This is a genomic window from Nocardioides sp. WG-D5 (assembly GCF_054031175.1).
Genome location: NZ_CM132928.1, coordinates 3726826 through 3740820, shown reverse-complemented (window position 1 = coordinate 3740820; position 13995 = coordinate 3726826). Strand labels below are relative to the sequence as shown.

General features: G+C 69.2%; 14 protein-coding genes. 4 read left to right on the top strand and 10 right to left on the bottom strand.

Going from position 1 to position 13995, the window contains the following annotated elements:
* Nucleotides 1-26: 26 nt before the first annotated feature.
* Together sigK and ACWZJV_RS18200 are read left to right on the top strand one after the other, a co-directional pair.
* Nucleotides 27-629, top strand: coding sequence for an ECF RNA polymerase sigma factor SigK (gene sigK, locus ACWZJV_RS18205; protein WP_196875580.1), 603 nt, complete (start codon nucleotides 27-29; stop codon nucleotides 627-629).
* Nucleotides 626-1375: an anti-sigma factor gene (locus ACWZJV_RS18200; protein WP_457177645.1), complete on the top strand. Its 750-nt coding sequence runs from the start codon at nucleotides 626-628 to the stop codon at nucleotides 1373-1375. The genes sigK and ACWZJV_RS18200 overlap by 4 nt, the downstream gene beginning before the upstream one ends.
* Before the next feature lie 27 nt (nucleotides 1376-1402).
* Here ACWZJV_RS18200 and ACWZJV_RS18195 read toward each other — a convergent pair whose 3' ends face one another.
* Entirely contained in the window at nucleotides 1403-2179 is a 777-nt protein-coding gene (locus ACWZJV_RS18195) for an NPP1 family protein (RefSeq protein WP_008362514.1), read from the bottom strand.
* Between the two features lie 125 nt (nucleotides 2180-2304).
* On the opposite strand from ACWZJV_RS18195, the gene ACWZJV_RS18190 reads away from it, so the two are divergent.
* Nucleotides 2305-2796, top strand: a complete 492-nt coding sequence (locus tag ACWZJV_RS18190; RefSeq protein WP_457177643.1) for a TY-Chap domain-containing protein — start codon at nucleotides 2305-2307, stop codon at nucleotides 2794-2796.
* Here the strand turns inward: ACWZJV_RS18190 and ACWZJV_RS18185 are convergent.
* The 9 genes from ACWZJV_RS18185 to nrdR form a co-directional block, all read right to left on the bottom strand.
* Nucleotides 2744-3202 carry a hypothetical protein gene (locus tag ACWZJV_RS18185; protein ID WP_457177641.1) on the bottom strand — a complete coding sequence of 153 codons (459 nt, stop codon included), beginning with the start codon at nucleotides 3200-3202 and terminating at the stop codon, nucleotides 2744-2746. The genes ACWZJV_RS18190 and ACWZJV_RS18185 overlap by 53 nt on opposite strands.
* Nucleotides 3199-3624 carry a hypothetical protein gene (locus tag ACWZJV_RS18180; protein WP_457177639.1) on the bottom strand — a complete coding sequence of 142 codons (426 nt, stop codon included), beginning with the start codon at nucleotides 3622-3624 and terminating at the stop codon, nucleotides 3199-3201. The genes ACWZJV_RS18185 and ACWZJV_RS18180 overlap by 4 nt, the downstream gene beginning before the upstream one ends.
* A gap of 2 nt (nucleotides 3625-3626) precedes the next feature.
* Nucleotides 3627-3983: a hypothetical protein gene (locus tag ACWZJV_RS18175; RefSeq protein ID WP_457177637.1), complete on the bottom strand. Its 357-nt coding sequence runs from the start codon at nucleotides 3981-3983 to the stop codon at nucleotides 3627-3629.
* Nucleotides 3984-3990: 7 nt separating this feature from the next.
* Nucleotides 3991-5193, bottom strand: coding sequence for a hypothetical protein (locus tag ACWZJV_RS18170; RefSeq protein ID WP_457177635.1), 1203 nt, complete (start codon nucleotides 5191-5193; stop codon nucleotides 3991-3993).
* Nucleotides 5193-5495 (bottom strand): hypothetical protein, encoded by a 303-nt coding sequence (locus tag ACWZJV_RS18165; protein ID WP_008362526.1) that lies wholly within the window; start codon nucleotides 5493-5495, stop codon nucleotides 5193-5195. The genes ACWZJV_RS18170 and ACWZJV_RS18165 overlap by 1 nt, the downstream gene beginning before the upstream one ends.
* A 54-nt stretch (nucleotides 5496-5549) precedes the next feature.
* Nucleotides 5550-7559 (bottom strand): MDR family MFS transporter, encoded by a 2010-nt coding sequence (locus ACWZJV_RS18160; protein ID WP_457177633.1) that lies wholly within the window; start codon nucleotides 7557-7559, stop codon nucleotides 5550-5552.
* Nucleotides 7560-7631: 72 nt separating this feature from the next.
* Nucleotides 7632-8663, bottom strand: coding sequence for a hypothetical protein (locus ACWZJV_RS18155; RefSeq protein ID WP_457177631.1), 1032 nt, complete (start codon nucleotides 8661-8663; stop codon nucleotides 7632-7634).
* Nucleotides 8664-8965: 302 nt separating this feature from the next.
* Nucleotides 8966-11896, bottom strand: a complete 2931-nt coding sequence (locus tag ACWZJV_RS18150) for a vitamin B12-dependent ribonucleotide reductase (protein ID WP_457177629.1) — start codon at nucleotides 11894-11896, stop codon at nucleotides 8966-8968.
* 190 nt (nucleotides 11897-12086) lie between these two features.
* On the bottom strand, nucleotides 12087-12587 hold the full coding sequence (gene nrdR / locus ACWZJV_RS18145; RefSeq protein ID WP_008362544.1) for a transcriptional regulator NrdR: 501 nt from the start codon (nucleotides 12585-12587) through the stop codon (nucleotides 12087-12089).
* A 398-nt stretch (nucleotides 12588-12985) separates the two neighbouring features.
* On the opposite strand from nrdR, the gene ACWZJV_RS18140 reads away from it, so the two are divergent.
* Nucleotides 12986-13894 (top strand): hypothetical protein, encoded by a 909-nt coding sequence (locus ACWZJV_RS18140; protein WP_457177627.1) that lies wholly within the window; start codon nucleotides 12986-12988, stop codon nucleotides 13892-13894.
* The last annotated feature ends 101 nt before the right edge of the window (nucleotides 13895-13995 follow it).

Here is a 13995-nt window from a genome sequence, read left to right as displayed (position 1 = left end):
GACCGGATATCCGCAAGGATCGACACATGAGATCGCTCAGCTCAGTTCCCTCCGGCGACCCGTCGCCGGAGGGAACCGGGTCGTCCCCGGGCCTGGCCGGCCTGCTCCGCAGCATCGCCCGAGGCGACGAGGCCGCCTTCGCCGCTCTCTACGACGCGACCTCCGCCCGCGTGCACGGCCTGGTGCTGCGGGTGGTGCGTGACCCGGCTCAGGCCGAGGAGGTCACCCAGGAGACGTTCCTGCAGGTGTGGCGTACGGCCAGCCGCTACGACGAGAGCCTGGGCAGCGCCCAGTCCTGGCTGCTGACGCTGGCCCACCGTCGCGCCGTCGACCGGGTCCGGTCCGCGGAGTCGGCCGGCCGCAACGACACGGCCTATCACGGCACCACCCAGACCCCACCTCACGACACGACGGCGGAGGCCGTGGAGGCTTCGCTGGAGGCCCGCCGCGTCCGCTCCGCACTCGAGACACTGACGGCAGTGCAGCGTGAGGCGCTACAACTGGCGTACTTCGGCGGTTACACCCACACTGAGGTCGCCACCATGCTCGACCTGCCGATAGGCACTGCAAAGACCCGTATCCGGGACGGGCTGATCCGCTTGCGCGACGCGATGGGAGTGAGCCGATGACCGCGCACGACATTCACGCCCTCTCCGGCGCCTACGCCGTCGACGCTCTCGACGACGTCGAACGCGCTCGGTTCGAGGAGCATCTCGCCGTCTGCGCGGACTGCCGCGACGAGGTGGCCAGCCTGCGCGACAGCGCCTGGACGCTCGGCAGCCTGACCGACACCGCGCCGCCGCCCGAGCTGCGCGACCGGCTGCTGGCCGGGATCAAGGAGATCCGGCCGCTTCCACCCGAGACCCCGGCGATCCACGAGGACGCTGCCGTCCCGGCGGAGACTTCGTCCGGTGGTCGCCGGTTCGGCTGGCGTACGTTCGCCGCCGCGGCCGCGGTGCTCGCCGTCGTCGGCACCGGGACGGTCGCCGCGGTCGAGCTGATCCGTGACGACTCCAGCCAGACCATGACGACCGCGGAGCGGGTGCTGGGCGCGAAGGACGCGACGACCGTGGCCGTCGACCTGCCCGGCAAGGCGCGTGCCCGGGTGGTCCGCTCGGTCTCGGAGAACAGGGCGGTGCTGGTCACCTCCGGCATGCCGGACGCTCCGACCGGCAAGGTCTACGAGCTGTGGCTCCAGCACGACGAAGTCATGGTCCCGGCAGGGCTGATGCCTGCCGGCAGCGACCAGACCTTCGTCCTCGAGGGCGACGCCGCGGATGCGAGCGCGGCCGGGATCACCGTCGAGCCCGAGGGAGGCTCCGCCGAACCGACCTCGGCCCCGATCGCCCTGTTCGACTTCTCGCAGGCCACCTGACCTGCGAGAAGTCGAGACCGGCCGGGGTCAGGCGTACGGGTCGAGCCCCACCCCGGCCGGCTTCCCACCTGCCAGCGCGGCGCCGAAGCGGGCGTCGGTCAGCTTGAAGGTGGCGGCGCCGAAGTCGGCCGCGACCAGCCGGTCGCGGATGCCGGCCGGGTAGTTGTCCCAGCCGACCAGGCCCTTGACCTGCCAGACGCCCTCGTGGTTCTCGGGCGGCTCGTCCCCGCCCCCGGTCTTCGGGAAGCGGAAGCAGTGGGTGCTGCCGCCGTCCTTGTGATAGACGGCTTTGGGGTGCGTACCGCCCTCGAACTGGAGCTCCGCCTCGGGCTTGATCTCGTAGCCGGAGTGCTGGGAGACGGACATGTAGCGCGCGTGGCCGTCCTGCACCCACACGATGATGTGCTCCCAGTCGTGCCGGTGGCCGGCCGACCCGGGCCCCCAGGAGACCTGGTCCTTCTCGAAGTAGTAGCCGTAGAGGTACGCACACCAGCCGTTGTTGCACTTCGAGCGGGAGTAGACGTTGGTGTTCTGCAGGTCCGAGAGGTCGCGGCACTGGCCGTTGACCGTGCCGCCCATCGCGAGGCCGCCGTTGAGCGTGCCGTCCGGCCCGATCGCCGGGGTGCTGTAACAGCCGTCGGTGTCGAAGTCGAGCGCCGGCTGCCAGGTGCGGTCGGCCTCGGGCGCGGAGGCCGGCAGCGCCGGTGGCGGAGCCGCCCAGGCTGCCGCCGGAACGACGGAGAGAAGTGCGGCGAGCGGGAGCGCGAGGGCCAGCCTGCGCGTGAGTCGTTTCCCGAGAGTCATGTGGGGGTCCCTTGTGAGTGGGGGAAAGGGGGCGCACTGATGCAAGCAGTGCCGCGATCGCGTGACAACCCCGTGCGTGTGAACGCGCCGGTAACGCTGCCCGCCGACCCTGGTTGGATGGGCGGGTGGACGCGACACAGTGGCAGCAACGGATCACCGCCGAGCTCGCCGGCCTCGGGCAGCAGGAGTTCGTGATCATCAGCGAGCCCGAGCCTCCGGCGCCGGAGCCGACCGGCTTCCTGGCCCGGCTCCGGTCGAAGGCATCACGGTCGGTCGCGCCGTCGCGCTGGGGACAGGTGCTGTGTGTGGACGAGATGCTCTCCGCCGAGTTCGCAGGTACGCAGCACATCGGTGGCACCTGGGAGGCCTCGGCCGAGCAGCACGAGGCGCTCCGCGCGGCCGGCTGGCTGACCCCCGACGAGACCGACCCGATCGCACCGGCGCCGGGGGTGCCGCACTACTGGCGCACCGTCCCCCAGGCTGATGCAGCGCTCGTCGCCGGCCTCCTCGTCGACGCCTTCCGCATCCTCGGCGCCGACCTCGCCACCTCACCCTCCGCCGGGATCAGTAGTCGCCGAGCTGCTCGCACAGCAGCCGGTAGAAGGCGGTGTTGGTGATCGGGGTGAGCGTGTCCTCGAGCGCCAGATGGAGACCGTCGGGTCCGTTGATGCCGGCGAGCTGCCACTCGCCGACCGTGATGGACCAGGCGGTGCGGGCACTGAGCTCGTTCAGGGCCTCGTCGCGGGAGCGTTGGTCCTCACCCAGCAGCACGGCCATCCGGGCCGTCGGGAACGGGCGGACCGAGCCGGTGGCGCCCTTGACCGGGCGGATCTTCAGGGTGCGGACCAGGCTCGGGACGAGGTGACCGCGCGGGACGCCGAGGTGCTGCGTCCGCGTGGCGTCGAGGGCGAGCCGGAGGTGGATTCCGGTGGGGTCGACCACGGCGCGGTGCTCCAGCCGTCCACCCGGGCCGGCGAGGATCCAGACGACCTCCGTCGCCACGGTCGTCGTCTCGGCGCTCATGCCGGGCTCCAGGTCGCGGCGGTGGCGTCGATCCGGGCCGCCCAGGTCGCATAGTCGCCGGTCGGCAGGGTCGCGGTCAGGGTGTGGCCGACGCCGTCGATCGCCACGAACCACTGCTCCATGGTCAGCGCGGAGCCGCCCGGTCCGTCGTACATCGCCAGCCGCCGCCCCGCCTCCTGTCCGGCGATCGTGAGCCGCTCGAGGTCGATCGGCGTGTAGCCGGGCATCATCTGGGCGAACGCCATCTCGGACCCGACCTGCCAGTCGCGGAACCCCAGGTCGCCGTTGGTCTGGGCGGTCACGGTGATGTTGGCGCGGAACGTGCCGTGGGCCGGCGCGAGCGCCAGGAAGCGTACGCCCTCGGGCGGGTCGACGCTCTCCCAGCCGTCCGGGAGCGTCAGGGTCGTCCGAGTCTCAGCCACGGTCACTTCTTTCCCGCGGTGCGCTTCTTCGGGCGCGACTCGCGATACCACTTCGGCTTGATGAACGACGGGGTCGGCAGGATGACCAGCAGCGGGTAGACGACGCAGGTCAGCAGGAAGAGCCCGCCGATGATCGTCCAGGCGGCGGTCTGCTCCGGCACCAGCCCGAAGGCCGTCGAGCCGGTGATCGCCAGCGCGGAGATGCAGGGCAGGTGGATGAGCACGACGTCCTCGCCCACGCCGCCCCGGTTCCACGCGTTCGCCCAGGAGCGGGCACGGGCCGAGAGCCCGAGATGCTGCCAGATGCTGACGCCGGCGCCGATGACGCCGACGGCCAGGATGAGTACGGCCCAGATCATGGTGGTCCTAGTCCCAGAAGGTGATGGCGTCGCCGACATCGGAGGCTACCTCGCCGGCGCCCTCCGCGAAGTCGCTGACCCCGTCGACCACGGCCTCACCGAGCTCACCGGCCTCGTCGACCACGAAGTCGGCTGCCTTGCCGGCCAGCCCGGAGCCGATCGCGCCACCGATCACACCGCCGACGACGCCACCGATGACCGTGCCCGGGCCGGGGAAGATGCTGCCGATCGCGGCGCCGGCCTGCGCCCCGGCCCACGCTCCGCCCGCGGCACCGGCGGTCGTGATCGCGGACGTGCTCACGGTGCGGCTCACCCGCTCCGTCGTCGACAGCGACGGGTCGTCGGCGTCCTTCTGCCACTGCTCCCACGCCGAGCTGCCGGCCGTGACCACCCAGCCGGCGCGGGTCGCCCACTTGCCCGCGGTCAGCCACTTGCCGCGTACGGCTGCCTTGTTGGCCTTCGCCTGCCAGTTCTTGTCGCTGAGCACCTTGGCGGCACGCTCGAGCTTGGTCAGGCTCGCCGGGCTGGCGAACCGGCCGTTCACCCGCGGCTGGAACGTCCCGTAGCGGCTCTTCACCATCCAGTCGACGCCGGCGCCGGCTCCGAGACCGGCCAGCCCCAGGGCGTACGCACCGATCTGCATGCCGTCGGAGAAGTCCTTCGGCAGCAGGCCCAGGTCCTCGAGGCGGTCCTCGATCCAGCCGTCGCCGGTCGACTTCGAGATCGCCTTGCCGAGGTCCTCGTGGGCGTTGTCCTCGTCCTTGCGAGCGGTCTCGACCCGGCTGACCAGGTCGTTCCACTTCTCGACCTTGGTGTTGTGGGCGTTGACGTCGCTCTCGGACGCATCGTCGCCCGGGTCGGTGGGCGGCGAGATCATCGTGCCGCTGACCGTGAGCCCCGCGCCGCTGGCCTCGTCGCGGATCGTGGACATCTTGGTCTCGACGGCCTTGAGGTCGCCCGAGAACGTCGTGAGTCCCTTGCCCATGGCCTCGATCCGCGACTCGAGCTGACGCAGGTCGCTCTTGCGCTTCTCCGCCTTCGGCTCGAAGGCGGCGCCGGCCTGACCCTTCCAGGAGCCGGCGGTCTTGATCGCCTTGCCGAGATCGTCGAGGGCGTCCCCGACCGCGTCCTTGGCGGTCGTGCAGGCGTCGGCCGCGGTCTGCGCGGCGGCGGCGTCGCCGTAGACCTTCGTGTCCATCGCCTCCGGCATCAGCTGCCCCTCACCCTCTGCTCGTGGCGACGACCCGCATCGCCGCTGGCGTCATCGGTCGTGGTCGCGTGGTCGAGCGCGTTCTGGACGCTGTCGCCGAGCGATCCCAGACCCTCGGACATCCCACCGACGGCCGCCGCCAACGACGCCAGCGCGGTCGCGACCTCGGAGGACGACTCTCCGACATCTGGGGTCTTCTGCAGCGGCTCGGCCTGCTTGAAGAGGTCGCCGCCGGCGGTGTCGAGCGTGTTCTTGATGGACCTGAGATCGTCTGGATTGACGTGGATGTCATCGTCGGTCATGCCCTCGTCCTACCCGCTCTCGCGGATTTCAAACACGGACGAAAGTAAAAAGCCCTACAAGGTGGCGCCGGCCGGGCTCAGGTCGCTCTCGCCCTCGACGATCTTGCGGGAGAGGACCGCGAGCGCCTCGTCGAGCTTGGCGTCGTCGGCACCCCAGTCCGCGAGCTCGGTGGCCAGCCACTCCTTGAACGCCGCGACCAGCTTGCCGAGCTCCTCCTTGCCGGCCTCCGTCAGCGCGTAGCCGGCCTCGTCCCCGTGGAGGTAACCCTCCGCGGCGGCGGAGGCGAAGGCAGGGGCGAGCACCTCGCCCGGCATCCCGAGACGGTGGCCGATCGCGACCAGCGACCGCTCTCCGCCGACCCATTCGCGGATCCCGATCTGGCGTACGCACCAGGCGGTCGCCGCGTCGAGATCGACCGCCGACTCCCGGAGTCGGGTGAACGTCTCGGGCGGCTGGCGGCGCACCAGCTGGGCGACGGCGGCGTCGAGCCGGATGGCGCTGTCGGAGGAGTTGGGCATCGCGAACCCGTCGCCCGGATCGGTCGCGGCCGCCCTCGAGGTGCCTCTCAGGGGCACCTCCTTGAGGAAGAGGGCGAGCAGGAACGCCAGCCCGGCGACCGGGACCGCGGCGAGGAAGACGACCTGCAGCGTCTCGGCGTAGGCACCGATGATCGGCTCGCTCTGGGCATCGGCCAGCGTGTGCAGGAGCGCGGGTGTCGCGACATCGTCGGCGGAGACACCGGCCGCGGCAAGCGCCGCCGGCAGCCGGTCGGCCAGCTCGTTGGCGTAGACCGTGCCCATGATCGAGGCACCGAACGAGCTGCCCATCGTCCGGAAGAAGGTGACGCCGGAGGTGGCGACGCCGAGGTCCTCGTAGGCCGCGGTGTTCTGCACGATGATCGTCAGGATCTGCATGCTCAGGCCGACGCCCATCCCCATGATCAGCAGGAACAGCGACATCATCAGGGTGCTGGTGTCGGCGTCCATGGTCGAGAGCAGATAGAGCCCGAGCGCCATGATCAGCGCACCGGCGACCGGGAAGATCTTGTAGCGCCCGGTCCTTCCCACGATCGAGCCCGCCAGCGTCGAGGTCACCAGCAGTCCGATCACCATCGGCAGCGTGCGGATCCCCGACGATGTGGCGGAGACGCCGTGGACGTACTGCATGTAGGTCGGCAGGTAGGTCATCGCGCCGAGCATCGCGAAGCCGACGATGAACGAGAGCACGACGCTGACCGTGAACACCCGGTCCTGGAACAGCCGCAACGGCAGGATCGGCGATACCGCCCGCGACTCGACCCAGACGAAGATCGCGAACGCGACCGCGGAGCCGATGAACAGGCCGATGATGGTCGCCGATCCCCAGTCGTACTCCGTCCCACCCCAGCTCACCGCCAGCGTGAGCATCGATGCGCCGAGGCCGACGAAGAGGATGCCGAGGTAGTCGATCGACGGCCGCTTGCCGCGGGCGATCTGCGGCAGCGTCAGGCTGGCGATCGCGATCACGGCGATGCCGAGCGGGAGGTTGATGTAGAAGGCCCAGCGCCAGGAGAGGTGGTCGGTGAAGAGGCCGCCGAGGAGAGGACCGAGGACGGTGGTGGCGCCGAAGACCGAGCCGAGCGCACCTTGGTACTTCCCGCGGTCGCGCAGCGGGATGACGTCGCCGATCAGTGCCGTGGCGGTCACCATCAGGCCGCCGGCTCCGATGCCCTGCACGGCGCGTGCCGCGATCAGCCAGACCATGTCGGTCGCGAAGCCGCAGGCGGCCGAGGCGAGAATGAAGAGACCCGCAGAGACCTGCAGCATCAGCTTGCGGCCGAAGAGATCGCCGAACTTGCCGGCGAGCACGGTCGCCACGGTCTCGGCCAGGAGGTAGGACGACACCACCCACGACAGGTGGCCTGCACCTCCGACGTCGGCCACGATCGTCGGCAGCGCGGTCGACACGATCGTCTGGTCGAGCGCCGCGAGCAGCATGCCGAGCAGCACGGTCCCGAAGATGAGGTTGATCCTGCGCCGACTCAGCTGAGGCTCGGTGTCCGATGCCGCCTGCGGTGCTGCCATTCCGACCCCCACGTCTCGACTGGGATCAAACTAAGCCAAACGACACGTTTGAGCGAGAGGCGTCACGGAGTGTCAGGCGGCCTCCTCGTGGTGGTCGACCAGGTCGTGGATGAGGCTCGCCGCCGGTTCGTGGACGAACTCGGCGAAACCGACGAGCGCCGCGCGACCCTCAGGCGGCAACCCGGCGCGCAGCGCAGTGATCGTCTGGGGACGGACCAGCCAGGCGGCAAGGCAGGCCGGGTAGTCGGCGGGATGGGTGAACAGCTCGGCGAGCTCTTCGTCATCAGGGTTGTGGAACGCGTGCAGGCCAGCATCCATCGCGAGGTTGACCAGGGTGTGCGGAATGTCGGTGAGCAGTCCGTAGTCCCGCAGTCCCCGCCGGATCCAGATCTCGTCCGGGTCCTCGGCACAGGCGTCCCGCAGCGCCTCGGTCCATCTGTCGGGCTCGTCCGCGACTGCGTACGCCACCTCGTCCGGCACCCGCAACGGCGCAGTCTCGAACATCGCCCCGCTCTCCAGCGGCACGATCCGGCCGATCGCGCACTCGCCGTCCTCGACGAGCATGCCGGCGCCGATGTTGATCGTGCGCACCTGCTCCCCGGTCTCGGGATCCTCCCACAGCAGGTGTCTGGGCTCCCGCTCCAGAAGTCGTACGCCGCGCATCGGCGCCCGCGCCCACTCCCAGATCCGGTCCGCGCCGGCGATCAGAGCGCCGGAGGCGTTGTGGCGCAGAAACGCCTCGAGCCCGCCGAGCTCGTAGAGGAACGACTGGCGATAGACCCAGTCGCGATCCATGATCCGGATCCGGTCGTCCTCCCGGTCACGGTGAGGATCGGGCCCTCCGTGGACGTCCAGCGCGATCTTGATCGCCTTCGCCATCCGCAACTGGTTGCGCGGGTGGGTCCCCTGCATCGCCTGCGCGACGATCCACCGCGAGTGCGCCCATCGCGGTAGGAGCGACCCGAGCAGCCGGATCTGCTCCAGCCGCTCGAGCCGCGAGGGATGCCAGAACTGCTCGTCGTCGAGCTGACGAGCGGTCTTGCGGACGATCTCCAACGCCGCCTCGACGTCTCCACGGGACTCGGCATCGTTCACCGCGAACATGGCCGGCCAGTAGGGACTGCCGACGACCTTCTCGGCGAACGACCGCCGCCGTGGGTCCCCGAACCTGTTCGGTGGTCGAGGTGATCTTTGGTGCTTCCTTGGTTTGGGCATGCCCCCAGCAGACCCCGGGATCTCACCGTCCCGCCACCGTCATTCGCGAGCCTGTGGACAACCCCGTCCCGACACCTGCCTGTGGACAGCAATCGGCCCGCGAGCAGCGCCTTCCCGAGCAACCCAGGACCAACCAAAATGAGTCCGGTCCCGCACCCGAAGGTGCGGGACCGAACTCAGTCAGTCAGGACTCAGCTGCAACCAGAGGTCGAGCCGCAGCCCTCGCAGACGTAGCAGGAGCCGGCGGGGCGCATCTTGGTGCCGCAGGTGAAGCAGAGCGGGCTGTCGATGGCCATGCCGCTGATCGACTCGAGCAGCTCGGCGGTGGTGTGAGCCGTCTTGGGGGCCTCTTCCGCGACAGCTGCCTCGGCGGGAGCCTCCTCCTTGACGTCGGCCTCGACGACCTCGGTCTTCGCCGCGACCTTGCGCTCCGGAGCCGGCCTCTCGACGAGCTCGGCGGCGGTGGTGCCGTTGCCGAGCTGCTCGTAGGAACCGGTCTCGAGGTAGCGCTGACGCTCGTCGGCGGAGTAGATGCCGAGCGCGGCACGGTCCTCGAAGGACATGTAGTCCAGCGCCAGCCGGCGGAAGACGTAGTCCATGAGCGACTGCGCCATGCGTACGTCCGGGTCGTCGGTCAGACCGGCGGGCTCGAACTTCAGGTTGGTGAACTTGGAGACGTAGGTCTCCAGGGGCACGCCGTACTGGAGGCCGACAGACACCGCGATGGAGAAGGCGTCCATGACACCGGCCAGGGTCGAGCCCTGCTTGCCGAGCTTGAGGAAGACCTCACCGAGCTCGCCGTCGGCGTGCGCACCGGAGGTCATGTAGCCCTCGGCACCGCCGACCGTGAAGGAGGTGGTGCGCGAGACGCGGGACTTCGGCAGGCGCTTGCGGGTCGGCGCGTAGACGATCTTCTCGATGATCTTCTCGACGACCTCGGGCTCGACCTCGGCGGCCGGAGCCTCCGCAGCAGCAGCCGTGGAGAGACCCTGGTCCTTCTTGGCGTTCTCCGACTTGCCGTCGGCCAGCGGCTGGCCGACCTTGCAGTTGTCGCGGTAGATCGCGGTGGCCTTCAGGCCCAGCTTCCACGACTCCATGTAGACCTGCTCGATGTCCTCGACGGTCGCGGTCTCGGGCAGGTTGACGGTCTTGGAGATCGCACCGGAGAGGAACGGCTGGGTCGCCGCCATCATGCGTACGTGGCCCATCGGCTGCAGCGCGCGCTTGCCCATCGCGGTGTCGAAGACCTCGTAGTGCTCCTGGCGCAGGCCGGGGGCGTCGACGACGTGGCCGTGCTCGGCGATGTAGGCGACGATCGCCTCGATCTGCTCGGCCTGGTAGCCCAGCTTGGTGAGGGCCCGCGGGATCACCTGGTTGACGATCTGCATCGAACCGCCACCGACGAGCTTCTTGAACTTGACCAGCGAGAAGTCGGGCTCGATGCCGGTGGTGTCGCAGTCCATCATGAAGCCGATGGTGCCGGTCGGCGCGAGCAGCGAGGCCTGGGCGTTGCGGAAGCCGTTGACCTTGCCGATCTCGACGACGTCGGACCACACCCGGGTCGCCGCGTCGATGATGTTGCGGTCGACCGGGTTGATCGAGCGGACCGCGTCGTTGGCGGCCTGGTGCTTGCGCATGACCCGCTGGTGGGCCTCGGCGTTGCGGGCGTAGCCGGCGTACGGGCCGACGACGCCGGCCAGCTCGGCCGAGCGCTTGTAGCCGGCACCGGTCATCAGCGAGGTGATGGCGGCGGCCATGGTGCGGCCACCCTCGGAGTCGTAGCCCAGACCCATCGCCATCAGCAGGGCGCCGAGGTTGGCGTACCCGATGCCGAGCTGGCGGTAGTCGCGGGTGGTCTCGCCGATCGCCTCGGTCGGGAAGTCGGCGAAGCAGATGGAGATGTCCATCGCGGTGAAGACGATCTCGCAGGCCTGCTGGAAGCGGACCGCGTCGAAGGTGTCGTCGTCCTTGAGGAACTTCAGCAGGTTCAGCGACGCCAGGTTGCAGGAGGAGTTGTCCAGCGACATGTACTCCGAGCACGGGTTGGAGCCGGTGATCCGGCCCGTCTCCGGGTTGGTGTGCCAGTCGTTGATGGTGTCGTCGTACTGCAGACCCGGGTCGGCGCACTCCCACGCGGCGATCGAGATCTTGCGGAACAGCTCGCGGGCGTCGATCTCCTCGATGACCTCACCGGTCGTACGCGCCCGGAGGCCGAACTTCTTGCCCTCCTCGACCGCACGCATGAACTCGTCGGAGACGCGCACGGAGTTGTTGGCGTTCTGGTACTGCACGGAAGAGATGTCCTTGCCACCCAGGTCCATGTCGAAGCCGGCGTCGCGCAGCGCGCGGATCTTGTCCTCCTCGCGCGCCTTGGTCTCGACGAACTCCTCGATGTCGGGGTGGTCGACGTCGAGGACGACCATCTTCGCCGCGCGGCGGGTGGCGCCACCGGACTTGATGGTGCCCGCGGAGGCGTCGGCACCGCGCATGAAGGAGACCGGGCCGGAGGCGGTGCCGCCGGAGGACTTCAGCAGCTCCTTGGAGGAGCGGATGCGGGAGAGGTTGAGACCGGCACCGGAGCCGCCCTTGAAGATCAGGCCCTCCTCCTTGTACCAGTTCAGGATCGAGTCCATGGAGTCGTCGACCGAGAGGATGAAACAGGCCGAGACCTGCTGGGGGGACTCGGTGCCGACGTTGAACCAGACCGGCGAGTTGAAGGCGAAGTGCTGGTTGACCAGCAGCCAGGTGAGCTCGCGACCGAAGAGGTCGGCGTCGGCCTCGGAGGCGAAGTAGCCGTTCTCCTTGCCGGAGGCGACGTAGGTGTTCACGACCCGGTCGATCAGCTGCTTCAGGCTCTGCTCACGCTTGTCGGTGCCGAGGGCACCGCGGAAGTACTTGGTCGTCACGATCGTCGAGGCGTTGATCGACCAGAAGTCGGGGAACTCGACTCCGGTCTGCTCGAAGACGGTCTCACCCGTCTTCCAGTTCTTCTGGACGACGTCGCGTCGCTCCCAGGTGATCTCGTCGTAGGGGTGGACGCCCTCGGTGCTGAAGATCCGCTCGATCTTCAGCCCGGCGCCCGCCTTCGACGATGCCTGTGCCTCTGCTGCCGTGTCTGTCATTTCGTTCCCCCTGTTGTCATCGATCGCTGTGCCGTACTGCTGGTCGGTGCTGATGGTGGAGTCTCCTGTTGCGCCCGTTCGGGCTTCGTGCGTCGTGCTGTGCTGTTTTCGCTGGATGGCCCGGACAGGTCGCTTCCCCACGGCCTGCCCGGGCCGGTCTGTGTGCCATCGTTGCGAATGGCCGTGGGATCTAGTCGCTGCCCACCGGGGCCTCGACCGGATGTTCTGCCTCGAAGTCCTGGACTTCCCGTTCCGTACGCAGCATCTGGATCTCGCGCTCGAAGTCGTCGGCCGAGCCGAAGGCCCGGTAGACGCTCGCGAAGCGCAGGTAGGCCACCTCGTCGAGCTCGCGCAGCGGCGCGAGGATCGCCAGCCCCACCTCGTGGCTGGGGACCTCTGCCAACCCCTGGCTCCGCAGCGCCTGCTCGACCTCCTGGCCGAGGCAGGCGAGCTGGTCCTCGGTGACCGGACGCCCCTTGCACGCCTTGCGTACGCCGTGCACCGCCTTGTCGCGGCTGAACGGCTCCGCTGCGCCGGAGCGCTTGGCCACCATCAGCTGCATCTGCTCGACGGTCGTGAACCGCTTCCCACATTCCTGGCAGACCCGACGGCGCCGGATCTGGCCGCCGTCCTCGGCCACACGGGAGTCGAGCACCTTGGTGTCGCTGTGTCGGCAGAACGGACAGTGCACGGTCGAGCCCCTCTCGTGAAGCCTTGTGGATCCAGGCCGTCTCAGCGGCGGCCCGAGCCTGTGGAACCTGTGGAATTGAGCGTGAGTCCCTGTGGAACAACACCCTCGGGGCTGTGGGTCATCCGCCCGTTCATGTGAACTAGATGTGGATAACTACAGCGGTGTAACTACTAGATGTAGTGGTAACCGTACGCCCGCCCCCCAGCCGATGCAAGCGAGCGCCGCGTTTCCCCGTGCGCCCGGCGTGTCGCCGGTCAAACACCGAAAGATTCCGGTTCAGCGGCGACGGGCTGGCCCAGATGGGTAAGAATGACCCCGTGACAAACATCTCCGGAGGTAATCGCGTCGGGTCGCGGAGAGGCACGCGCCCCAGAAGCGGTCCCCGGCCACCGTTCATCTTGCCTGCGATCGCGACGCTGGCATTCCTCGTCATCTGGGGAGTGCTCGTGTGGATCGCCGTCGGTTTCGGGGCCGACGCACGAGGAGGCGATTCCGGCGCCTGGGTGAAGCTCGCCATCGCGGCCGTCGTCGCAGTCGCCTGTCTCTTCCTGACCTTCACCTTCGCCGGGAAGGCCTGGCGGGCCCTCACCGGCTCCCCCACCCCACCGCCCGCCGACGACTACACCGGAAGCCACTCCAACGCCTACGTCGAGGAGCAGGACTACCCGGAGCAGCCCTACGGCGACCCGACCTACACCGAGCAGGACTACTACGGCACCGGCTCCTACGGCTACGAGGACACCAGCTCCTACGGCCGGCACAGCTCCGACACCGGGAGCCAGTCTCCGTACGACACCGGCAACCAGTCTCTGTACGGCGACACCGGCAGCCGCTCGGCCTACACCGACACCGGCTCGCAGTCGCCCTACGGCTACACGAGCAGCTCCCCGGACTTCGGCAACACCGGGAGCCGGTCGGCCTACGGCGCACCGAGCTACCAGCCGCCGGCCCCGACACCGCCGAGTGCTCCGCCCTACTACACGAGCCCGCCGACGCCGACCTCCACGCCGACAAGCTCCCCGGCATACGGTTCGCAGGGCTACGGCACGGACAGCTACCCCACCCAGCAGGCCGGCTCGTCGCAGTATCAGTCGGGCGCCTACCAGGCTCCGACCAGCTACGGCCAGACCGGCTCGAGGGCTCGGCTGACCCAGGATCCCGCGGCGACGCAGGCGATGCCCGCCCAGCGCCAGCCCCAGGACCCGCCGGCCGCCGAGCCGGACGACGAGTGGCCGCCGCGCCACAGCTCCCGCAACAAGCCGTGGCCGCCGGCCGAACCGGACACGCCCTATCGCGGGCGTCACTGACGACCGCCAGGACAGCGAGAGTGCTGCAGACGCTTCCCATCGTCTGCAGCACTCTCACTTTTCCCCGGTTGCCGGCTGCCAGGGTCGAAGGAGCAGCCGGA

What these genes read in the sequence shown, in the direction of transcription:
- sigK (WP_196875580.1), top strand. Translation starts at nt 27, where the DNA reads ATGAGATCGCTCAGCTCAGTTCCCTCCGGCGACCCGTCGCCGGAGGGA.
- ACWZJV_RS18200 (WP_457177645.1), top strand. Translation starts at nt 626, where the DNA reads ATGACCGCGCACGACATTCACGCCCTCTCCGGCGCCTACGCCGTCGAC.
- ACWZJV_RS18195 (WP_008362514.1), bottom strand. Translation starts at nt 2,179, where the DNA reads ATGACTCTCGGGAAACGACTCACGCGCAGGCTGGCCCTCGCGCTCCCG.
- ACWZJV_RS18185 (WP_457177641.1), bottom strand. Translation starts at nt 3,202, where the DNA reads ATGAGCGCCGAGACGACGACCGTGGCGACGGAGGTCGTCTGGATCCTC.
- ACWZJV_RS18175 (WP_457177637.1), bottom strand. Translation starts at nt 3,983, where the DNA reads ATGATCTGGGCCGTACTCATCCTGGCCGTCGGCGTCATCGGCGCCGGC.
- ACWZJV_RS18170 (WP_457177635.1), bottom strand. Translation starts at nt 5,193, where the DNA reads ATGCCGGAGGCGATGGACACGAAGGTCTACGGCGACGCCGCCGCCGCG.
- ACWZJV_RS18165 (WP_008362526.1), bottom strand. Translation starts at nt 5,495, where the DNA reads ATGACCGACGATGACATCCACGTCAATCCAGACGATCTCAGGTCCATC.
- ACWZJV_RS18160 (WP_457177633.1), bottom strand. Translation starts at nt 7,559, where the DNA reads ATGGCAGCACCGCAGGCGGCATCGGACACCGAGCCTCAGCTGAGTCGG.
- ACWZJV_RS18155 (WP_457177631.1), bottom strand. Translation starts at nt 8,663, where the DNA reads ATGTTCGCGGTGAACGATGCCGAGTCCCGTGGAGACGTCGAGGCGGCG.
- ACWZJV_RS18150 (WP_457177629.1), bottom strand. Translation starts at nt 11,896, where the DNA reads ATGACAGACACGGCAGCAGAGGCACAGGCATCGTCGAAGGCGGGCGCC.